The 20299-nt window shown below is 67.7% G+C and carries 20 protein-coding genes; 12 read left to right on the top strand and 8 right to left on the bottom strand.

Features of this window, described 5'->3' with window-relative positions:
• Window positions 1–59 precede the first annotated feature (59 nt).
• Window positions 60–1007, top strand: coding sequence for a glutathione synthase (gene gshB / locus ACQKLX_RS20025; protein ID WP_427363313.1), 948 nt, complete (start codon window positions 60–62; stop codon window positions 1005–1007).
• Between the two features lies 1 nt (window position 1008).
• On the opposite strand, the gene ACQKLX_RS20020 is transcribed toward gshB, so the two are convergent.
• On the bottom strand, window positions 1009–1794 hold the full coding sequence (locus ACQKLX_RS20020) for a HesA/MoeB/ThiF family protein (protein ID WP_427363312.1): 786 nt from the start codon (window positions 1792–1794) through the stop codon (window positions 1009–1011).
• 128 nt (window positions 1795–1922) lie between these two features.
• Between ACQKLX_RS20020 and ACQKLX_RS20015 the strand changes: the two genes are divergently transcribed.
• From ACQKLX_RS20015 to ACQKLX_RS19970, 10 genes are all read left to right on the top strand, one after another.
• Window positions 1923–2693, top strand: coding sequence for an SDR family oxidoreductase (locus tag ACQKLX_RS20015; RefSeq protein WP_427363311.1), 771 nt, complete (start codon window positions 1923–1925; stop codon window positions 2691–2693).
• A gap of 132 nt (window positions 2694–2825) precedes the next feature.
• Complete coding sequence (locus ACQKLX_RS20010) at window positions 2826–3827, top strand: BMP family lipoprotein (RefSeq protein ID WP_427363310.1); 1002 nt, start codon at window positions 2826–2828, stop codon at window positions 3825–3827.
• 13 nt (window positions 3828–3840) lie between these two features.
• Window positions 3841–5373, top strand: coding sequence for an ABC transporter ATP-binding protein (locus ACQKLX_RS20005; protein WP_427363309.1), 1533 nt, complete (start codon window positions 3841–3843; stop codon window positions 5371–5373).
• Entirely contained in the window at window positions 5370–6470 is a 1101-nt protein-coding gene (locus tag ACQKLX_RS20000; RefSeq protein ID WP_427363308.1) for an ABC transporter permease, read from the top strand. Before ACQKLX_RS20005 ends, ACQKLX_RS20000 begins: the two co-directional genes overlap by 4 nt.
• A gap of 3 nt (window positions 6471–6473) precedes the next feature.
• Window positions 6474–7445, top strand: a complete 972-nt coding sequence (locus ACQKLX_RS19995; protein WP_427363307.1) for an ABC transporter permease — start codon at window positions 6474–6476, stop codon at window positions 7443–7445.
• The gene (locus ACQKLX_RS19990) at window positions 7446–7856 is read left to right on the top strand and encodes a cytidine deaminase (RefSeq protein WP_427363306.1); all 411 of its coding nucleotides are present in this window, start codon (window positions 7446–7448) and stop codon (window positions 7854–7856) included. It begins immediately after the preceding gene.
• Window positions 7857–7919: 63 nt separating this feature from the next.
• A complete protein-coding gene (locus ACQKLX_RS19985; protein WP_427363305.1) occupies window positions 7920–8732 on the top strand; it encodes a purine-nucleoside phosphorylase in 813 nt (270 codons plus the stop codon).
• 2 nt (window positions 8733–8734) lie between these two features.
• Window positions 8735–9496: a deoxyribose-phosphate aldolase gene (gene deoC / locus ACQKLX_RS19980; protein ID WP_427363304.1), complete on the top strand. Its 762-nt coding sequence runs from the start codon at window positions 8735–8737 to the stop codon at window positions 9494–9496.
• Entirely contained in the window at window positions 9496–10803 is a 1308-nt protein-coding gene (gene deoA, locus ACQKLX_RS19975; protein ID WP_427363303.1) for a thymidine phosphorylase, read from the top strand. Before deoC ends, deoA begins: the two co-directional genes overlap by 1 nt.
• Window positions 10804–10932: 129 nt before the next feature.
• Entirely contained in the window at window positions 10933–11877 is a 945-nt protein-coding gene (locus tag ACQKLX_RS19970) for a 2-hydroxyacid dehydrogenase (RefSeq protein WP_427363302.1), read from the top strand.
• On the opposite strand, the gene ACQKLX_RS19965 is transcribed toward ACQKLX_RS19970, so the two are convergent.
• The 3 genes from ACQKLX_RS19965 to ACQKLX_RS19955 form a co-directional block, all read right to left on the bottom strand.
• Window positions 11871–12734, bottom strand: coding sequence for a C40 family peptidase (locus ACQKLX_RS19965; protein ID WP_427363301.1), 864 nt, complete (start codon window positions 12732–12734; stop codon window positions 11871–11873). The two genes, ACQKLX_RS19970 and ACQKLX_RS19965, sit on opposite strands and share 7 nt — an antisense overlap.
• 40 nt (window positions 12735–12774) lie before the next feature.
• Window positions 12775–13128 (bottom strand): MarR family winged helix-turn-helix transcriptional regulator, encoded by a 354-nt coding sequence (locus ACQKLX_RS19960; protein ID WP_427363300.1) that lies wholly within the window; start codon window positions 13126–13128, stop codon window positions 12775–12777.
• A gap of 74 nt (window positions 13129–13202) precedes the next feature.
• Window positions 13203–14606 carry a leucyl aminopeptidase family protein gene (locus ACQKLX_RS19955; RefSeq protein ID WP_427363359.1) on the bottom strand — a complete coding sequence of 468 codons (1404 nt, stop codon included), beginning with the start codon at window positions 14604–14606 and terminating at the stop codon, window positions 13203–13205.
• Window positions 14607–14728: 122 nt separating this feature from the next.
• On the opposite strand from ACQKLX_RS19955, the gene ACQKLX_RS19950 reads away from it, so the two are divergent.
• A complete protein-coding gene (locus ACQKLX_RS19950; RefSeq protein WP_427363299.1) occupies window positions 14729–15571 on the top strand; it encodes a tetratricopeptide repeat protein in 843 nt (280 codons plus the stop codon).
• A 36-nt stretch (window positions 15572–15607) separates the two neighbouring features.
• On the opposite strand, the gene ACQKLX_RS19945 is transcribed toward ACQKLX_RS19950, so the two are convergent.
• The 4 genes from ACQKLX_RS19945 to ACQKLX_RS19930 are packed head-to-tail and all read right to left on the bottom strand — an operon-like array spanning window position 15608 to window position 20292.
• A complete protein-coding gene (locus ACQKLX_RS19945) occupies window positions 15608–16585 on the bottom strand; it encodes a type II secretion system F family protein (protein WP_427363298.1) in 978 nt (325 codons plus the stop codon).
• A 12-nt stretch (window positions 16586–16597) separates the two neighbouring features.
• On the bottom strand, window positions 16598–17578 hold the full coding sequence (locus ACQKLX_RS19940; protein WP_427363297.1) for a type II secretion system F family protein: 981 nt from the start codon (window positions 17576–17578) through the stop codon (window positions 16598–16600).
• A gap of 20 nt (window positions 17579–17598) precedes the next feature.
• A complete protein-coding gene (locus ACQKLX_RS19935) occupies window positions 17599–19041 on the bottom strand; it encodes a CpaF family protein (protein WP_427363296.1) in 1443 nt (480 codons plus the stop codon).
• A gap of 3 nt (window positions 19042–19044) precedes the next feature.
• Window positions 19045–20292 (bottom strand): CpaE/TadZ family protein, encoded by a 1248-nt coding sequence (locus tag ACQKLX_RS19930; RefSeq protein ID WP_427363358.1) that lies wholly within the window; start codon window positions 20290–20292, stop codon window positions 19045–19047.
• Window positions 20293–20299 lie beyond the last annotated feature (7 nt).

Below are 20299 nucleotides of genomic sequence, written 5' to 3'. Positions count from 1 at the left end.
GCCTCTTGCACTAGCGGGCCGCCGCAGCCGATATAACGGCCGCAACCGGAGCTTCCGCCATGCCGTTGAACGTCGCCATCCAGATGGACCCGATCGAGAAGGTCCGCATCGCCGGCGACACCGGCTTCGCGCTGATGCTGGAGGCGCAGGTGCGCGGGCACAGGCTCTTCACCTACACGCCCGACAAGCTGACCCTCCGCGACGGCAAGGTCACCGCCGTGATCAATCCAGTCGAGGTGCGGGACATCGAGGGCGACCACTTCACGCTGGGTGAGCCCGAGCGCACCGATCTCTCGACGCTCGACGTGGTGCTGCTGCGCCAGGACCCGCCCTTCGACATGGCCTATGTCTCCTCGACGCATATGCTCGAGCGCATCCACCCGAAGACGCTAGTGGTCAACGATCCCACCGAAGTCCGCAACGCGCCGGAGAAGCTCTTCGTCACGCATTTCCCCGAGCTGATGCCGCCGACGCTGATCACGCGCGACCGGGCCGAGATCGAGGCCTTCCGCGAGGAGTTCGGCGAGATCGTGATGAAGCCGCTCTACGGCCATGGCGGCGCGACCGTGTTCAAGACCGGCAAGGGCGATCCGAATTTCGGCTCGCTCTATGACCTGTTCGCCAATCTCTTCCGCGAGCCCTGGGTGATCCAGGCCTTCCTCAAGGAGGTCTCGGAGGGCGACAAGCGCATCATCCTGATCGACGGCAAGGCGGCTGGCGCGGTCAACCGCGTGCCGGCGGTCGGCGACCTGCGCGCCAACATGGTGCGCGGCGGCGCGGCCAGGCCGACCGACCTGTCGAAGCGCGAGCTCGAAATCTGCGAGCGGATCGGGCCGGCGCTGCGGGAGCGCGGCCTGCTGCTCGTCGGCATCGACGTGATCGGCGGCAAGCTGACCGAGATCAACGTCACCGCCCCGACCGGGGTCCGCGCCATCAAGAAGCTCGGCGGGCCAGACCTCGCGGCCCAGCTCTTCGATGTGATCGAAGCCAAGCGCGCCGCAAAATAGCTCAGGCGGCGACGCCGGCCGTCCCGTTCAGCGGATTGTCCGGGTCCCAGCCATACTTCATCGTCTCGAAGCGCATCGCCATCGCGTCGACAAGCAGCAGCTTGCCGACCAGCGGCTCGCCGAAGCCGGTGATGGCGCGGATCACCTCCAGCGCCATCAGCGAGCCCATCACGCCAGCGAGCGCGCCGAGCACGCCGGCCTCGGCGCAGGGCGCGACCGTGCCGGGGGGCGGTTCGTTCGGGAACAGGCAGCGATAGGTCGGATTGGGCCGCCCATCGGCGCTGGTCTCATGCGCGCGGATCGTGGTCAGCGAGCCGTCGAAGCGACCGAGCGCCGCCGTCACCAGCGGCTTCTTCTCGTGGAAGCAGGCATCCGAGACGGCATAGCGCGTCGCGAAATTATCGGAGCCGTCGGCGACGACGTCATAGAACGCCACAAGAGCACGGGCGTTATGCGCGTCGATCCGGGTGACGTATTCCTCGATCTCGACCCGCGGGTTGAGCCGGGTGACGAAATTGGCGGCCGCGACCACCTTGCGCGCGCCGATATCCTCCGTCCCGAAGATGATCTGCCGCTGCAGGTTCGAGAGCGAGACATGGTCGTCGTCGAGGATGCCGATCGTGCCGACGCCGGCCGCGGCGAGATAGGGAATCAGCGGCGCCCCGAGGCCGCCGGCGCCGATCACCAGCACGCGGGCACGCTTGAGCTTCGCCTGGCCGGGCCCGCCGATCTCCGGCAGCACCAGATGGCGGGCATAGCGCTCGATCTCGGCGTCGTTCAGCGTCATGGGCGGCAAGCTAGGCCGATCCGTCCGCATCAGCAATCGGGTGCCCTGCCGTGACAGGAAGCGGGTGTCTGCACGGGCCGCCCGCCTGCGATCACCCGCGCCGCATTCCCTGAGCGAGGAAACAGGACATGACGGCATTGAAGGACAAGGTCGCGATCGTCACCGGCGCGAGTTCCGGCATCGGAAGGGCGGCGGCGAAGCTGTTCGCGGCCGAGGGCACGAAACTCGTGGTCACAGCGCGGCGGCAAAACGAGCTCGACGCGCTCGTCAGCGAGATCGAAGCGGCAGGCGGCGAAGCGATCGCCGTCGCCGGCGACATCCGCGAGGAGGCGCTGGCGCAGCGCCTGGTCGAGACCGCGACCGAGCGCTTCGGCGGGCTCGACATCGGCTTCAACAATGCCGGTATCATCGGCGAGCTCGGCCCGATCGGAGAGATGGCGAGCGCGAACTGGCACGAGGTGATCGCGATCAACCTGACCAGCGCCTTCTTCGGCGCAAAGCACCAGGCGCCGGCGCTGGAAGCGCGCCGCGGCGGCTCGCTGATCTTCACCTCGAGCTTCGTCGGCCATACCGCCGGGCTCGCCGGCATGTCGGCCTATGCCGCCAGCAAGGCTGGGCAGATCGGTCTGGTGAAGGCGCTCGCGGCCGAGCTCGGCGGCAAGGGCATCCGCGTCAACGCCCTGCTGCCGGGTGGTACCGACACCCCAGCGAGCATCACCAACGATCCCGCCTCGGGCCCGGAGGTGCTGGCCTTCGTCGAGGGCATCCACGCGCTGAAGCGGATGGCGCAGCCGGAGGAAATCGCCCGCGCCGCGCTCTTCCTCGCTTCAGATGCGTCGAGCTTCGTCACCGGCACGGCGTTCCTCGCCGATGGCGGCGTCTCGATCCAGCGCGGCTGAGGCGACTGTTCATATGTGACACATATCGCCAGGCGGGCCGGCAAGCCCGCTTGGCCCCGCCCGCAAGCCGTGCCATCGTGACCCCAGGCAGGAATGGCGCAACCATTCCGCGTGTGACAGGGGAACGGCTCGATGCGTTTGAAATCTCTCGCCCTCGCTCTGGCGGGCGTCGCCCTTTCGGCCATGGCAGCCGTCGCCCAGACCGCGATCAAGCCGGCGATCGTCTATGACAAGGGCGGCAAGTTCGACAAATCCTTCAATGAGGGCGTCTTCGTCGGGGCTGAGAAGTTCAAGGCCGAGACCGGCGTCGAATTCCGCGATTTCGAGCCGACCAACGACGCCCAGATCGAGCAGGCGCTGCGGCGCTTCGCCCGCGACGGCCATTCGCCGATCATCGCCGTCGGCTTCTCGCAGGCGACCGCGCTGCAGAAGGTCGCAGCCGAGTTCCCGAACCTGAAGTTCACCATCATCGACATGGTGGTCGAGCTGCCGAACGTGCAGTCGGTGGTGTTCAAGGAGCATGAGGCCTCCTATCTCGTCGGCCTCCTCGCCAGCCTCGCCTCGAAGACGAACAAGGTCGGCTTCGTCGGCGGCATGGACATCCCGCTGATCCGCAAATTCGCCTGCGGCTATGTCCAGGGCGTCAAGGCCGGCAAGAAGGACGCCGAGATCTTCCAGAACATGACCGGCTCGACCCCGGCCGCCTGGAACGATCCCGTGAAGGGCGGCGAGCTCGCCAAGTCGCAGATCGACCGTGGCGCCGACGTGATTTATCACGCCGCCGGCGGCACCGGCATCGGCGTGCTGCGCGCCGCCGCCGACGCCGGCAAGCTCGGCATCGGCGTCGATTCCAACCAGAACATGCTGCATCCCGGCAAGGTGCTGACCTCGATGCTGAAGCGCGTCGACGTTGCCGCCTATACCTCCTTCAAGGAGGCGCGCGACGGCACCTGGAAGCCCGGCGTCTCGGTGCTCGGACTGAAGGAGGACGGCGTCGGCTGGGCCCTCGACGACAACAACAAGGCGCTGATCACGCCCGAGATGAAGGCGGCCGCCGACAAGGCCCGCGCCGACATCATCGCCGGCACCGTCAAGGTCCACGACTACATGTCGGATTCCAAGTGCACGATGTGAGCGCGGCGCGCCGGTGAACAACCCGCACCCTGCGATCGAGCTCAACGGCATCAGCAAGGCGTTCGGCCCGGTCAAGGCCAACAAGGACGTCTCGCTAGCGGTCGCCGCCGGCTCGATCCACGGCATCGTCGGCGAGAACGGCGCCGGCAAGTCGACGCTGATGTCGATCCTCTACGGCTTCTACGAGGCCGATGCCGGCGAGATCCGCGTGCGCGGTGAAGCGCGGCGCATCCGCTCCTCCTCGGATGCGATCGCCGCCGGGATCGGCATGGTCCACCAGCATTTCATGCTGGTCGAGCCGCTCAGCGTCGTCGAGAACGTCGTGCTCGGCGCCGAGGGCGGAGCCTTCCTCAAGGGCGGCATCGGCAAAGCGCGGGCCGAGCTGGCGCGGCTGTCGCAGGAATACGGGCTCGCCATCGATCCCGACGCGATCGTCGGGGAGCTCTCGGTCGGCTTGCAGCAGCGCGTCGAGATCCTGAAGGCGCTCTATCGCGGTGCCGAGGTGCTGATCCTCGACGAGCCGACTGCAGTGCTGACCCCGGCCGAGGCCGACCAGCTCTTCGAATTGCTGCGGGCGCTGAAGGCGCAGGGCAAGACGGTGATTCTCATCACCCACAAGCTGCGCGAGATCATGGCGGTGACCGACCGTGTCTCGGTGATGCGGCGCGGCGAGATGGTCGCCCATGTCGAGACCGAACGGACTTCCCCGGCCGAGCTCGCCGAGGCGATGGTCGGCCGGCGCGTACTGCTGCGCGTCGAGAAGGCACCGCGCCAGCGCGGCGCGCCGGTGCTGGAGGCGGCAGGGCTCTCCGTGGTCGACGAGCGCGGCTGCGAGACCTTGCGGGACGCCAGCCTGACCCTGCATGAAGGCGAGATCGTCGGCATCGCCGGGGTCGCCGGCAATGGCCAGAGCGAACTGCTCGACGTGCTCGCGGGCCTGACCCAGCCGGCGCGCGGCGTGATCCGGCTCGGCGGCCAGATCCTCAACGCTGCCGACCGCAACCCGGCCAATCTGCGCAAGCTCGGCCTGATGCACATTCCCGAGGACCGGCTCAGGACCGGGCTCGTCACCGCCTTCGCGGCGGCCGAAAACGCGATCCTCGGCTATCATGACGACCCGGCCTTCGGGCCTGGCCCCTTCCTGTCGCCGGCACTGGTCGAAAAGCATGCGCGCGTGGGAATGCAGGATTACGATGTCCGCCCGGTCGATCCTGGCCTGAAAACCGCGAAGTTCTCTGGCGGCAACCAGCAGAAGATCGTGCTTGCCCGCGAGATCGAGCGGGCGCCGAAGGTGCTGCTGGTCGGCCAGCCGACGCGCGGCGTCGATATCGGCGCGATCGAGTTCATCCACCGCCGCCTGATCGCCCTGCGTGATCAGGGTGTCGCGATCCTGCTCGTCTCGGTCGAACTGGAAGAGGTTATGGCCCTCTCCGACCGCATTCTCGCGCTCTGCGGCGGCCAGATCACTGGGGAGCGCGAGGCGATGGCGACCGATGAGCGCGATCTCGGCCTGCTGATGGCCGGCGTCAGCGAGCGCGCGGCATGAGCGCTGCGCCGATCGATCTGCCGCGCTGGGCCGACACCGCCCTTGTCCCGCTGGTCTCGGTCGCGGCGGCGCTCGTCGTCGCCGGGCTCGTCGTGCTCTCGATCGGTGAAAGCCCGCTGGAAGCGACGATGCTCTTGCTGAAGGGCTCACTCGGCAGCCTCGAAGGCCTCGGCTTCACGCTCTACTACACCACAAACTTCATCTTCACCGGCCTTGCCGTCGCGGTCGCCTTCCATGCCGGGCTGTTCAATATCGGCGGCGAGGGCCAGGCCACCGTCGCCGGCATCTTCGCCGCGCTCGCCTGCCTCTGGCTCGCGCCGCTGCCGGGCATATTGCTGGTGCCGCTCGCCATCCTCGCCGCGGCTGCGGGCGGGGCGCTCTGGGCCTTCATCCCCGGCTATCTCCAGGCGACGCGCGGCAGCCATGTCGTGATCACCACGATCATGTTCAACTTCATCGCTGCGACGCTGATCGTCTATTTGCTGGTCGAAGTGATGGGGAAGGCCGGCTCGATGCAGCCGGAAACCCCGGATTTCCCGAAGCAGGCGGTGCTGACGCCGATCCACGAACTGCTCGGCGCCTTCGGCCTGAAGCTGCCCTCGACGCCGCTCAACACTTCCTTCCTGCTGGCGCTCGCCTCCCTGGTCGCGGTCTGGGCGCTGATCTACCGTTCGCGGCTCGGCTATGCGATCCGCACCGTCGGCGCCAATCCGCGCGCCGCCGCCTATGCCGGCATCTCGCCGGCGCGGATCATCATGGTGGCGATGGCGCTCTCCGGCGCGCTCGCCGGCGGGCTCGCGGTCAACGAAGCCATGGGCGTGCAGCACCGGCTGGTGCTCGACTTCACCGCCGGCTACGGCTTCGTCGGCATCGCGGTCGCGCTGATGGGGCGCGGCCATCCGGTCGGCGTCGGCCTCGCCGCTTTGCTCTTCGGCGTGCTCTATCAGGGCGGAGCCGAGCTCTCCTTCGACAAGCCGACCATCACCCGCGACATGGTCGTGGTCATCGGCGGCATCGTCATCCTCTTCGCCGGGGCGCTCGACGGCCTGTTCCGGCGGCTGGTGGCGAGCGTGCTCGCTCTCGGGCGCGGAGGCTAGGCGATGGAGATCGTCCAGACCCTCGCCGTCATCCTCGATTCGACGATCCGCCTGTCGATCCCGCTGCTCTGCGCCGCGCTCGCCGGGCTCTGGTCGGAACGCTCGGGCGTCGTCGACATCGGCCTCGAAGGCAAGATGCTGATCGCCGCCTTCGCCTCGGCCGTCATCGCCTATCACAGCGGCTCGGCCTGGGCGGGCTTAGGGGCCGGCATGCTCGCCGCGATCGCCCTGTCGCTGGTGCACGGCTTCGCCGCGATCACCTGGCGCGGCAACCAGATCGTCTCCGGCGTCGCGATCAACATGCTGGCGGTGGGCCTCACCGCCATCCTCGGCAATGCCTGGTACGGCCAGGGCGGACGCACGCCGAACCTCGAAGGCGCAGCGCGCTTTCCCGAGCTCGATCTGCCACTCGTCGGAACGATCAAGGACATCCCGGTCCTCGGCCCGATCTACGACATCGCCATCTCCGGCCATGCTGCCCCAGTCTATCTCGCGGTGCTCGCGCTGATCCTGACGGCGCTGACCTTGAAACACACACGCTTCGGCCTGCGCCTGCGTGCCGTCGGCGAGAACCCGGCCGCAGTCGACACCGCCGGCGTCTCGGTCGCCGGATTGCGCTACGCCGCCGTGATCATCTGCGGCGCGCTCTGCGGGCTCGGCGGCACCTATCTGGCCGTCTCGCAATCGGCCGGGTTCCTGCCGCAGATGACCGCCGGCAAGGGCTTCATCGCGCTCGCCGCCGTGATCTTCGCCAATTGGCGGCCCTGGCCAGCTCTGTTCGCCTGCCTGCTCTTCGGCCTGCTCGACGCGGTGGCGATAAGGCTGCAGGGTGTCGTCCTGCCTGGGATCGGCCAGGTGCCGGTGCAGGCGATCCAGGCGCTGCCCTATGTGATGACGGTGGTGCTGCTCGCCGGCTTCATCGGCAAGGCGACGCCGCCCAAGGCCTCGGGCCTGCCCTATGTGAAAGAACGCTGAGTGACCGCCGACCCCGATCTCGACGCCCTCTTCGCCGCGGCGAAGGCCGCGCAGCAACGGGCCTATGCGCCCTATTCGCGCTTCAAGGTCGGCGCCGCCATCCTGGCCGATGACGGCGCCGTCTACCCCGGCTGCAATGTCGAGAACGCCGCCTATCCCGTCGGTGCCTGCGCCGAAGCCGGGGCGATCTCGGCGATGATCGCCGGCGGTGCGCGCGCGATCCGCGCCATCCTCGTCCTCGGCGACGGCGCCGAACTGGTGACGCCCTGCGGCGCCTGCCGCCAGCGCATCCGCGAATTCGCCGCGCCGGAGACGCCGATCGCCATCGCCGGGTCCGAAGGCATCCGTGCGCGTTTTTCGCTCGCGGAGCTGTTGCCAGCCTCGTTCGGACCGGCCAATTTGCCGACCTGATTTGCGGGCGTCCGGTAGAGACAGCCCGATGAGCGCGGCCAACGCGCCGATGGAGCAGACAACATGGCAGCGGATGCGCTTTTCGACCAAGCGGCATCGGTACTGATCGATCGTGGCATCGATGGCGGCATCGACTGCGCCATCGTGCTCGGCACCGGGCTCGGCCGCATCATCGATGACATGGTCGATCCGATCTCGATCCCCTTCGCGGAGATACCCGGCTTTCCGCAAGGGACGGTCTCGGGCCATGCCAAGCGGCTCAGCTACGGCACGCTGCACGGCCGCAAGGTGCTGGTCTTCGAAGGGCGGGCGCATTTCTACGAGACCGGCGACCCGGCCATCATGCGCGTACCGCTCGGCATGCTCACCGCCTTCGGCTCGCCGCCGCTGATCCTGACCAACGCCGCCGGCTCGCTCCGTCCGGATTTGCGGCCTGGCAGCCTCGCCTTGATCACCGACCACATCAATTTCAACGGCCCCAATCCGCTGCTCGGCGATGCCGGCGACGGCCGCTTCGTGCCGATGATCGATGCCTATGACCCGCATCTGCGCGCCCGCCTGAAGAAAGCGGCCGCCAGCAGCGGCGCCAATCTCGGCGAGGGCGTCTATATGTGGTTCTCCGGGCCGAGCTTCGAGACGCCGGCCGAAATCAAGATGGCCAAGACGCTGGGCGCCGATCTCGTCGGTATGTCGACCGTCCCGGAGGTGATCCTGGCCCGCCGTCACGGCCTGCGCGTCGCCGGCATCTCGATCGTCACCAATATGGGCGCCGGCATCCTCGGCGGGGCGCCCAGCCATGGCGAGACGCGCGACGTCGCAGCCGCCGCGACCACGGCTTTGCGGCGGGTGTTGCGCGTCTTCCTGAGCGAGCTCTGACCATGTCCGACGCCGATCTCGCTTTGCGTGCGCTACGCCTGCTCGACCTGACCGATCTGTCGGATCAAGCCAGCGAGACCGGCACGCTGCAGCTCTGCGCCCGCGCCGCCGCGGCGCCGGGCCCGGTCGCGGCGATCTGCATCTGGCCGCAATTCATCAGGCTGGCGCGCCAGACACTGAAAGCCTCGCCGGTCAGGATCGCGACGGTGGTCAACTTTCCGGCCGGCAACAGCAATTGCAGCCTGATCGGCAGCGACATCATCGAGGCGATCGCAGACGGCGCCGACGAGATCGATCTTGTGCTGCCCTGGCGCGCTTTCCTCGCCGGCGATGCCGAGATTGCCCGCGAAATGGTCGCCGAAGCGCGCAGCAGCTGCGGCGACAAGATGCTGAAAGTCATCCTCGAAACCGGCGAATACCCTGATCAGACAGCTGTGCGCGCGGCATCCGATCTCGCCATCGCCGCCGGCGCCGACTTCATCAAGACCTCGACGGGCAAGACCAGAACTTCCGCCACGCCGGCGGCGGCCCGCACCATGCTGGAAGCGATCAAGGCCTCCGGCAAGCCGGTCGGTCTGAAGCCCTCGGGCGGTCTGCGCACGCTCGCCGACGCCAAGAGCTATCTCGACCTCGCCGACGAGATCATGGGCCCGGACTGGGCGACGGCGAAGACCTTCCGCTTCGGCGCCAGTGGTCTCTATGGCGTCCTCGCCGACATCATCGCCGGCACCACCCCGCCCGAACGGACCGACGGAGCCTATTGATGCGCCTGCCGCAGGAGATCATCGCCGCCAAGCGCGACGGCGAGCGCCTGAGCGCCCAGGACATCCGCCAGATGATCGCGGGCCTGACCGACGGTTCGGTCAGCGAAGGTCAGGCCGCCGCCTTCGCCATGGCGATCTTCTTCCGCGACATGGACGCCGAGGAGCGCGTGGCGCTGACGCTCGCCATGCGCGATTCCGGCACGGTGCTGGACTGGCGCGACCTGCCCGGGCCGGCGCTCGACAAACACTCGACCGGCGGCGTCGGCGACACGGTCTCGCTGCCCCTCGCGGCGGCGGTCGCTGCCTGCGGCGGCTATGTCCCGATGATCTCGGGCCGCGGCCTCGGTCATACCGGCGGCACGCTCGACAAGCTCGACGCGGTGCCGGGCTATGTCACCCAGCCCGGAATCGATCTCTTCCGCCATGTCGTGCGCGAGGCCGGCTGCGCCATCATCGGCCAGACCGCCGATCTCGCTCCGGCCGACAAGCGGCTCTATGCGATCCGGGACGTCACCGGCACGGTCGAGTCGATCCCGTTGATCACCGCCTCGATCCTGTCCAAGAAGCTCGCGGCCGGCCTCTCCGGCCTCGCCATGGACGTGAAGTTCGGCTCCGGCGCCTTCATGCGCGATTTCGACAGGGCCGAGGCGCTGGCGCAAAGCCTTAGCGATGTCGGCAACGGCGCCGGCCTGCCGACGCGGGCCCTGCTCACCGATATGAGCGAGCCGCTGGCCTCCGCCGCCGGCAATGCGCTCGAGGTCGCCTATGCGCTCGACCATCTGACCGGCCGGCGGCGCGAGCCGCGCTTCCACGAGGTCACGGTCGCGCTGTCGGCCGAGATGCTGCTGCTCGGCCGGCTGGCGGCGACGCGCGAGGAAGCGGTCGCCAGGATCGAGGACGCCTTCGCCAGCGGGGCGGCGGCAGAGCGTTTCATCCACATGATCGCGGCGCTCGGCGGCCCGGCCGACCTGCTGGAGCATCCCGAGCGGCACTTTCCACGCGCGCCGATCGTCCGCCCGGTCTTCTCCGACCGGCCCGGCCTGGTCGAGGCGATCGACACGCGCGGTGTCGGCCTCGCGGTGGTCGCGCTCGGCGGCGGGCGCACGCGTCCGCAGGACGAGATCGACCATGCCGTCGGGATCACCGAGCTCGCCGGCCTCGGCGACCGGGTCGGTCCCGACCGGCCACTCGGCATCATCCATGCCCGCAGCGAGGCCGGCTTCGACGCCGCCCGCATCCGCCTGAAGAGCGCCTATCGCCGCGGCGAGACCGCTGTTACGCGTGGGCCGCAGATCATCCCTGCCTAGAGCAGGATGCGAAAAAGTGGGAACCGGTTTTTCGCATGAATCCTGCTCTAACTTAGTGAAATCGATCACGTTCTATGATTTTGGATCGGCTCGATCCAAAATCATCGTGATCTAGGAGTCTCCCGACCCATGAGCCTGCTTCTGGCGATCACCGGCTGGCATGTCGAGAGCTGGCGCGAGCGCTTCGCGGCGCTGCTGCCCGAGCTGCCGATCGTCACGCTCGGCGAGCCCTTCGACCGGCGCGCGGTGCATTATGTCGCGAGCTGGAAGCATCCCGAGGGCAGCCTTGCCGGCCTGCCCAACCTCGCCGCGATCTTCTCGCTCGGCGCCGGCGTCGACCACCTCTTCACCGACAGCCGCTTGCCGCAGGCGCCGATCGCCCGAGTGATCGATCCCGACCTGACGACACGGATGAGCGAATATGTCGTCATGCACTGCCTGATGCAGCTGCGCCAGCAGCGCCGCTACGACCGGCAGCAGCGCGAGAAATCCTGGGACGATGATCGCCACCAGCCAGCAGCACGCGAGGTCCGCGTCGGCATCATGGGGCTGGGCGAGCTCGGCCAGGACGCGGCGCGCAAGCTCCAGGTGATCGGTTTCGACGTCGCCGGCTGGAGCCGCTCGCCGAAGACAATCGAGGGGCTCGCCACCTTCTCCGGCGAAGACGGCCTCACAGCTTTCCTCGCCCGCACCGACATCCTGGTCGTCCTGCTGCCGCATACGCCGGAGACGGAAGGCATCCTGAACCGTCCGTTGCTGACCAAGCTGGCGCGCGATGGAAGGCTCGGCGGGCCAGCGCTGATCAATGCCGGCCGCGGGAAATTGCAGGTCGAGACGGACATCCTCGCCGCGCTTGACGCCGGCGAGCTCCGGGAAGCGGTGCTCGACGTGTTCGAGATCGAGCCACTGCCGCAGGACTCGCGGCTCTGGACCCATCCGGCCGTGACGGTGACTCCGCACAATTCCGCGATGTCGGCGCCCGAGACCGTCGCCGACCAGATCGCGGCGCAGATCCGGCGGCTGGAGGCCGGCGGCGAGCTGCAGAACGTCGTCGACCCGACGCGCGGCTATTGAGGCGATAGCCGCCTGATCGCAGTGATCGGCCCGCCATTGCGAGCGACGATGCGGTCGCGCGCCGGGCGCAGGGGCTCGCTGATCACGCTCATGGTGAAGGCGGTAGCGTGCAGCAACGTGTCCGGGTCGGTCATGATGCCGACATGCCCTTTCCAGAAGACGAGATCGCCGCGCCGCAGGCCGTCCAGGCCGTCGTCGAACATGACGGCTTCGCCGAGCCCGCGCTCCTGCATGTCGGAGTCGCGCGGCGCCGCCACGCCGGCAGCCGCCAGCGAAAGCTGGACCAGGGCCGAGCAGTCGAGGCCGAGGCTGGTCTTGCCGCCCCAGAAATAGGGAACGTTGAGGAAGCGTTCGGCGACGGCAACGAAGTCCGGCTCGTGCTGGTCGCGCAGGTGGACATGCTGCTTGAAGATGTGGCCGCCATGCACGGTCGTGAAGAAATCGCCACTCTCGCCGGTGACCGCCAGCGCTGCATTGAGCGACAGCGCCTCGAGCGGCGGCAATTTGATCGACGGGCCGGGGTAGACGAAGGTCCTGAGCGCGCTGACGCGATGGGTCGGGACAGGCGCATCGCCGACGAGGCAATCCTCGGGCAGGTAGCCGACATAGGAATCGCCGACGAGCTGGCCCCAGACCCAGCCTTCATGCTGCTCGTAGACACGCACCGCCTCGCCGGCGAGTGCTTCCGTGTCGAGCGGCGCATCCGGCCTGGGCTCGCGCCGCAGCGGCGCCGAGGGCGTCACCACCCGCATCGGGATGGGGTCCACGAAGGCGAGCGCCTCGACCTGGCCATCGAGATGACGGGCGGCGAGGTCGGGGCGAGCGGGGGTGAGGCGAAGGTCGAGATTCGTGCTCATGAAGAACACTCTAGCCTTGTCCGGTTAACGGGCGAAGCGCTCAGGCCGGGCCGAGCTCGCGCGCCCGCGCCGTGACCAGATCGGCGAGGTGCTCGACCGCCAGGGCGCCAGCGACCGTCCGCTGAATGACGACGTTGCGCTTGTCGAATTCGTCGCGCTTGCGGCTGACGAGGCCGAGCTTGCCCATGCTGTCGAGCGCGCGGGTGATCACCGGCTTGGTGACGCCGAGCCGCGCTGCGAGCCCGCGCACCGTATGGGGCGGGAGCTCGAGATAGATGGTCAGGAGGATCGCGATCTGGCGCACCGAGAGATCGGGTTGGGTATCGCGCACCAGGTCGAGATGCACCTCGCGCCAGAGCCTGAGCGCCTGCGTCGGCTTGATCTCCAGCACCATGCCGTCCCCGATCGTTACGGGGCCGTATCATTATCGCACCGCGCGCCCCGCGCAACCGAAGTCAGGGAGCAGGCTTAACGGGCGCCGTAGAGCTGCTTCGCCAACGCGTAGATCAGCCGCGCTGCCTGGCATTCGCCGCCTTCGGGGCGCCCCGGCCTGGTCGAAGGGTTCCAGCCATAGATGTCGAAATGGGCGTAGGAGCGGCTCTTCTCGACAAAGCGGTTGAGGAAGAGCGCAGCCGTCACCGAGCCGGCGAAGGCGCCGCCGGAGACGTTGTTGAGATCGGCGATCTTGGAATCGAGCATGCCGTCATAGGGCGGCCAGAGCGGCATGCGCCAGGCCGGATCGTTCGCGGCGGCGGCGAGGCGGGCGATCTCGGCAGCGAGGCCGTCGTCATGGGTGTAGAAGGGCGGCAGATCGGGCCCGAGCGCGACGCGGGCCGCGCCGGTCAGCGTGGCGAAATCAACCAGCAATTCGGGCGCCTCCTCGTCGGCCAGCGCCAGCGCATCAGCAAGGATGAGCCGCCCTTCCGCATCAGTGTTGCCGATCTCGACGGTCAGCCCCTTCCGGCTCTGCAAGACGTCGCCGGGGCGGAAGGAAGCGCCGGAAACGGCGTTCTCGACCGCCGGCACGACCAGGCGCAGCCGGACCTTCAGCTTCGCCCGCATGATCATGCTGGCAGCCGCGATCGCCGCCGCCGCGCCGCCCATGTCCTTCTTCATCAGCAGCATGCCGGCATCGGTCTTCAGATTGAGCCCGCCAGTGTCGAAGGCGACGCCCTTGCCGACCAGGGTCAGCTTCGGGTCGCCCTGCTTGCCCCAGCGCAGGTCGATCAGCCGTGGCGCGCGGGGCGAGGCCCGGCCGACGGCATGGATCATCGGGAAATTGGCGACGAGCAGGTCGTCGCCGACGGTGCTGGAGACCTCGGCGCCATGGGTTTCGCCAAGCGCATATATGGCCGCCTCGATCTCGGCCGGCCCAAGATCGGCGGCGGAGGTGTTGACGAGGTCCCGCGCCAGGGCGCTCGCCTCTGCGAGATTGCTCAGCTCCTCGCCATCGACGCCCTCGGGCAGGACGAGCCGCGCCGCAGCGGGCTTGGGCTTGCGGTAGCGCTCGAACCGATAGGCGGTGAGCAGCCAACCCAGCGCGGCAAGGCCGGCATCGCCGATATCGCCCGCCAGAGCGTAGTCGCCCGGCGGCAGGGTGGTGGCGAGGCGGCCCGGAGCGAACGGATCGCGCCGCCGCGGGCTCGTGGGCTCGACCCCGAGCAGCACGGCGGCCAGCGCACCGGCGGCGTCCGGCAGCAGGGCATGCTGGCCGGGCCGTGCTTCGAAGCCTTGCGCCAGTGCGAAGCTGCGCGGCACCGGCGCGAGCCCGTCGCGAAGGGCCGGCCAATCGGCCTTTGCGACGCAATGGACTGATATGGCTGATGTTCCAGCAGGCAGGAGCAGCGGATGCACGATCGACGAACCTCGGATAGCGAAATCGTCGGTGCCAGCATGTGACGCCGGCCCCGACCCGCCCGATTAACAGTCCGTTAGGGTTAACGTTTTATCACCGAAGGCAACAGCTTTCCCGTACCGGCGAGGCATTCCGGCTTATGTCCATCCGCTTCCGCGCCCTTCGTTTCGGCTATCTCGCCGCAGCTTCCGTCCTCTGCATCACGCTCGGCGCCTGCCAGATGCGCGGCGGCCCCGGCGACATCACTGGCTCGATCGGGACGAGGCAGACCCAGCCGCGGACCGAGGCGCAATGGCGTAGCGAGGAAGCGGATTGGGCCAAGCGCTACGAAGCGAACCAGAAGGACCGCAACGCGGCCTTCTTCTATGCGCGGGCTCTGCGCGCGCTCGACAAGAACGCCCAGGCCCTCGCCATCCTGGAAGGCGCCGTGATCATCCACACCGAAGATCAGGAGCTGCTCGGCGCCTATGGCCGCTCGCTCGCAGACAACGGCCGCCTGAAGCAGGCGGACGATGTGCTGAGCCGGGCCCATCAGCCGGAAAAGCCCGATTGGCGGATCCTGTCGGCACAAGGCACCGTCGCCGACCAGCTCGGCGAGCACGACCGCGCCCAGCAGCTCTATGCGGCGGCGCTGAGACTCGTGCCCAACGAGCCGACGGTGATGTCCAATCTCGGCCTGTCGCTCGCCCTGTCGAAGCGGCTCCCGGACGCCGAACGCGTGCTGCGCGAAGCGGCAGCGACGCCCGGCTCCGACGCCAGGGTTCGCCAGAACCTCGTGTTGGTACTCGGCCTGCAAGGGCGTTTCCAGGATGCCGAGCAGCTCGCCCGCCAGGATATGAGCCCGGCGGAAGCCTCGGCGACCGTCGCCTATCTGCGCCGCTCGGTCAGCCAGCCGAACAGCTGGGACATGCTGCGCGGCGGCAAGCCCAAGCCGGCGGCTCGCGCGGCAGCGCCCGAGAAGGCCTCCCTGCCGGCGGGCTGAGCCCGGCCCGACAAAGCCGGACCTTCCGACCCTCAATCAGGTGATTCTGAAGACCTTGAGGATCGCCGGCGTCATGATCACGACGAACAGGACCGGCAGGAAGAACAGAATCATCGGCACCGTCAGCTTCGGCGGCAGTGCCGCGGCCTTCTTCTCGGCCTCGTTCATCCGTTGATCGCGGCTTTCCTGCGCGAGCGTACGCAGCGCCGTTCCGAGCGGCGTGCCGTAGCGCTCGGCCTGGATCAGCGCAGTACAGACCGACTTCACCGATTCCAGACCGGTGCGCGCCGCGAGGTTCTCATAGGCCTGACGACGTTCAGAGAGGTAGGAGAGCTCGGCCGTGCACAGCGCGAATTCCTCGGCCAGCGGCACTGACTGGCCACCGATCTCGGTCGAGACCTTGCGGAAGGCGAGCTCGATCGACATGCCCGACTCGACACAGATCAGCATCAGGTCGAGCGCGTCCGGAAAAGCGCGCCGCATCGAGAGCTGGCGCTTGGCGATCGCGTTGGAGAGATAAATCTCGGGCGCCTTGATGCCGACATAGGCGCCGCCGAGCGCGATACCGATCCGCATGAAGAATGGCTGGCCGAAATCGTTGATCACGAAGACGTAGAACAGCGCGAACAGGAAGAGACCGATCGGGGTGACCAGCCGGAAGAACAGGAAGCCGATTTCGGCCTGCGGGCCGCGAAAGCCTGCCATGGTGAGCTGCTTCTTGGCGTTCTCGGTCCCGAGCCAGTCACCGAGCTTGAAGCGCTCGACGATGTCGCGCATGAACGCTTTCGGCTCCTGGCGCAGCGAGACCTTCTCCTTCTGCCGCGCCAGCCGATCACGCTCGCGAGCCCTGATTTTATCGCGTTCGATGGCGACGGTCTTCATGCGCTTGCCGAGCATGCTGCCTTCGAGGAGCGGCGCCGCCACAGTCATGATCGTGACCATGACGGCGAAGCCTCCGACCAAAGCGAGCAGGAACCGCATGTCGGAGAGATTCTCGAGCAGGAGCGCAAGCATGCCGGAGGCTCCTCAGATCTCGAAATTGATCATCTTGCGCATCACGAGGACGCCCGTGCCCATCCAGACGGCGCAGCCGACAAGCGCTGCGCGTCCGGCATTCGTCGTCCACAGCGGGTCCATGTAGCCGGGGCTCGTCAGGTAGACGAGACCGGCAACTGCGGGAGGAAGCGAGCCGATGATGGCGGCCGAAGCCTTCGCCTCCATCGACACGGCCTTGATCTTGTCGCGCATCTTGCGGCGCTCGCGGATCACGCGCGAGAGATTGGCCAGGGTCTCAGCGAGATTGCCGCCGGTCTTCTGCTGGATCGCCAGGACGATGCCGAAGAAATTGGCTTCAGCGCAGGGCATGCGCTCGAACAGCTTGCCGGCCGCTTCGGTCAACGGCATGCCGAGCGTCTGCGCCTCGACGATCAGCCGGAACTCCGACTTGACCGGCTCCTGCGCTTCCGCGGCAATGATACGCAAGCAGTCGTTCAGCGGCAGGCCCGACTTGATGCCGCGCACGATGACATCGAGCGCATTCGGGAATTCGTTGGTGAAGCGCAGCATCCGCTTCTTGCCGAGATAGGACAGATACCAGCGCGGCAAGCCGAAAAGGCCGACGAGGAACCCGACCAGCACCACGACCCAGTTGCCTGAGGCGACGAGGAGCACGACAGACAGGACAATGCCCGTCACCACGCCCAGGAGCCAATACTGCTTGCGCGACCAGGACAAGCCAGCCTGTTCGATCCGGCCCTCGATAGTGACCTTGTGACGCGCCTTCTCGCGATTCTCGATGTCCTTCAGACTCTGCGCGACCTGCCCGCGCCGGGCCTGGCTCTGCGCATCGCGATCCGCCGCAGCCCGCACTGCAGCCGGGGCGGCAAATTCGAGACGCCGCTGCTCGGCGCGCGCCTGGCCGCTGAGCCGCGGATAGAACAGCGCGTAAGTGACGCCGCCCGCCGAGATGGCGGCGAGGATGGCGGCAGCGATCTGGCCGTATTCCATGACGTGCCGTCTCCCTGCGCTCAGGCCTCGGCCACGCCCTCGGCCTCGAGCTGGTCGAGCGCCGTAGCGAGCCGCTGCTCGTCACCGAAATAGCGTGCGCGCTCCCAGAGGCGAGGCCGGCCGATACCGGTCGAGCGGTGCCGGCCGATCAACCGGCCGTTCGGGTCCTCGCCGAGCACGTCGTAGAGCATCAGGTCCTGGGTGATGATCACGTCACCCTCCATGCCCATCACCTCGGTGATGTGGGTGATGCGGCGCGAACCGTCGCGCATGCGCTGCGCCTGGATGATCACGTCGATCGACGAGCAGATCATCTCGCGCAAGGTCTTCGACGGCAGGCTGAAGCCGCCCATCGTGATCATCGATTCGATACGGCTCAGGCATTCGCGCGGCGTGTTGGCGTGCAGCGTGCCCATCGAGCCGTCATGGCCGGTATTCATCGCCTGGAGCAGATCGAAGGCCTCCGGCCCACGCACCTCGCCGACGATGATGCGCTCGGGACGCATGCGCAGACAATTCTTGACGAGATCGCGCATCGTCACGGCACCCGATCCCTCGAGATTGGGCGGACGGGTCTCGAGGCGCACCACGTGCGGCTGCTGCAATTGCAGCTCTGCCGCGTCCTCGCAGGTGATCACGCGCTCATCGTGCTCGATGTAGTTGGTCAGGCAGTTGAGCAGCGTGGTCTTGCCCGAGCCGGTACCGCCCGAGATCACGACATTGCAACGGACCCGCCCGATGATCTTCAGGATCTCGGCGCCGGGAGGCGAAATTGCACCGAAGCGAACGAGCTGATCGAGCGTCAGCTTGTCCTTCTTGAACTTGCGGATGGTGAGCGCAGGGCCGTCGATGGCGAGCGGCGGCGCGATGACATTGACGCGCGAGCCATCCGCAAGACGTGCGTCGCAGATCGGCGAGGATTCGTCGACACGGCGCCCGACCTGGCTGACGATGCGCTGGCAGATGTTCATCAGCTGCGCGTTGTCGCGGAAGCGGATGCTGGTCAGCTGGATCTTGCCGCCGGTCTCGATATAGGTCTTGCCGGCGCCGTTGACCATGATGTCGGCGATATCATCGCGCGCCAGCAGCGGCTCGAGCGGTCCGTAGCCGAGCACATCGTTGCAGATGTCGTCGAGCAGTTCTTCCTGCTCGGCGATCGAGAGCACGACGTTCTTCAGCGAGATGATCTCGTTGATGATGTCGCGGATTTCCTCTCGGGCCGATTCGCCGTCGAGCTTGGCCAGCTGCGAGAGATCGATCGCTTCGATGAGAGCACCGAAGATCATGCTCTTCATCTGGTAGTATTCGTCGGACTTCGGCGCCTCCGCCGGCGGCGGTGGCGGCGGCGAACGGCGCGCCTTGGCGGCGGCCGGGCGCATCTCGACCGGGCGCGCCGCCGCGAGCGGTGCTGCGAACGACTGGGTCGCTGGAGCCGGAGCGGTCGCCTGTCGCTTCCCGAACATGCTCTAGGCCTTTCGACGCATCAGCTTCGCGACGAGCGGCTCGAGCAGGCCGCGCTTGCCGCGCTTCTGCTCGCCTCGCCCGGTCAGAACCGTTGCGATCTGGACGAAGGCCTCGGCCGCCTTTCCGCCCGACTGGATTTCGGCGATCATCTGACCGTTGTTGGCGGCCGTGCCAAAAAGCTGGGCGTCGAAGGGAATCGAGCTCATCACCTCGATCCCAAGCGCCTTGGCGAATTCGCTCGCCTCGATCTCGGGCCGCTTGGGCAGGCCGACCTGATTCAGGATCAGACGCGGCATGGCGTCGTTCGGCCGAGCCGCGCGCAGCAAGTCCACCAGGTTCTTGGCGTTGCGCAGCGAGGCGAGCTCCGGCGCGGCAATGACCGCCACTTCGTCGGCCCCGACCAGGGCGCGCTTGGCCCAGCCGGACCAGAGATGCGGCACATCCAGCACGATGCAGGGGACGCTGCCGCGCAGCAGATCGAAGAGAAGATCGAACGCGTCTTCGTCTAGATCGATGGTTCGGTCCAGCATGGCCGGAGCCGCAAGCAAGGACAGGTTGTCGCTGCAGCGCGACAGGAGCCGGTCAAGCATGTTGGCGTCGAGCCGCTCCGGCGCGAACACGGCGTCGGCGATGCCCTGCGGCGGATCCTGGTTGAAATCCAGCCCGGCCGTGCCGAAGGCGACGTCGAGATCGGCGATCACCGTCGAGACGCCAAGATTGCGGGCGATCGCCCAGGCGACATTGTGCGCGACGGTGGAAGCGCCGACGCCGCCCTTGGCGCCGACGATGGCGATGGAGCGCCCGAGCGTCGCCGCACCCGACGCTGCGTAGAGCTCCGACAAGGTCCGCAGCAGGTCGAGAACCCCGAACGGGGCGACCAGATAATCGCTGACGCCGCGCCGGATCAGCTCGCGATAGAGGTGGATGTCGTTGACATGGCCGATAACGACGACCTTGGTGCCGGGGTCACAGCTCTCGGCGAGCGCGTCGAGATGTGTGATCAGCGCGGAGGGCTCGCTGACCGTTTCCAGGACGATCACATTGGGTGTCGGCGCTCCACGGAACGCTTCGACCGCAGCGGCCGGCCCACCCATCTGGATGCGCGCCTGGACCTTGTCCATGCGTCGGTCGGCAGCGACCGCCTGCATCGCGTCCGCAACCTCGCGGGTCTCGCAGAAGGCCTGCAGCGTCACCCGCGGCAGCGGAGCGATGATCTCCTCGCCGCCTGTTTCCGGCTCAAATCCAGGCATGGTCGCC

This window comes from Allobosea sp. NPDC003192, assembly GCF_050275675.1.
GTDB lineage: Bacteria > Pseudomonadota > Alphaproteobacteria > Rhizobiales > Beijerinckiaceae > Allobosea.
This window is presented reverse-complemented; position numbering and strand designations above follow the sequence as displayed.

Bases quoted from the DNA above. Each gene is read 5' to 3' on its own strand.
- ACQKLX_RS19960 (WP_427363300.1), bottom strand. From the start codon at position 13,128: ATGGTGCTGGAGATCAAGCCGACGCAGGCGCTCAGGCTCTGGCGCGAG.
- ACQKLX_RS20010 (WP_427363310.1), top strand. From the start codon at position 2,826: ATGCGTTTGAAATCTCTCGCCCTCGCTCTGGCGGGCGTCGCCCTTTCG.
- ACQKLX_RS20000 (WP_427363308.1), top strand. From the start codon at position 5,370: ATGAGCGCTGCGCCGATCGATCTGCCGCGCTGGGCCGACACCGCCCTT.
- ACQKLX_RS19985 (WP_427363305.1), top strand. From the start codon at position 7,920: ATGGCAGCGGATGCGCTTTTCGACCAAGCGGCATCGGTACTGATCGAT.
- ACQKLX_RS20015 (WP_427363311.1), top strand. From the start codon at position 1,923: ATGACGGCATTGAAGGACAAGGTCGCGATCGTCACCGGCGCGAGTTCC.
- ACQKLX_RS19940 (WP_427363297.1), bottom strand. From the start codon at position 17,578: ATGGAATACGGCCAGATCGCTGCCGCCATCCTCGCCGCCATCTCGGCG.
- ACQKLX_RS19935 (WP_427363296.1), bottom strand. From the start codon at position 19,041: ATGTTCGGGAAGCGACAGGCGACCGCTCCGGCTCCAGCGACCCAGTCG.
- deoA (WP_427363303.1), top strand. From the start codon at position 9,496: ATGCGCCTGCCGCAGGAGATCATCGCCGCCAAGCGCGACGGCGAGCGC.
- ACQKLX_RS19945 (WP_427363298.1), bottom strand. From the start codon at position 16,585: ATGCTTGCGCTCCTGCTCGAGAATCTCTCCGACATGCGGTTCCTGCTC.
- ACQKLX_RS19950 (WP_427363299.1), top strand. From the start codon at position 14,729: ATGTCCATCCGCTTCCGCGCCCTTCGTTTCGGCTATCTCGCCGCAGCT.
- ACQKLX_RS20020 (WP_427363312.1), bottom strand. From the start codon at position 1,794: ATGACGCTGAACGACGCCGAGATCGAGCGCTATGCCCGCCATCTGGTG.
- ACQKLX_RS19970 (WP_427363302.1), top strand. From the start codon at position 10,933: ATGAGCCTGCTTCTGGCGATCACCGGCTGGCATGTCGAGAGCTGGCGC.
- ACQKLX_RS19965 (WP_427363301.1), bottom strand. From the start codon at position 12,734: ATGAGCACGAATCTCGACCTTCGCCTCACCCCCGCTCGCCCCGACCTC.
- ACQKLX_RS19930 (WP_427363358.1), bottom strand. From the start codon at position 20,292: ATGCCTGGATTTGAGCCGGAAACAGGCGGCGAGGAGATCATCGCTCCG.
- deoC (WP_427363304.1), top strand. From the start codon at position 8,735: ATGTCCGACGCCGATCTCGCTTTGCGTGCGCTACGCCTGCTCGACCTG.
- ACQKLX_RS19995 (WP_427363307.1), top strand. From the start codon at position 6,474: ATGGAGATCGTCCAGACCCTCGCCGTCATCCTCGATTCGACGATCCGC.
- gshB (WP_427363313.1), top strand. From the start codon at position 60: ATGCCGTTGAACGTCGCCATCCAGATGGACCCGATCGAGAAGGTCCGC.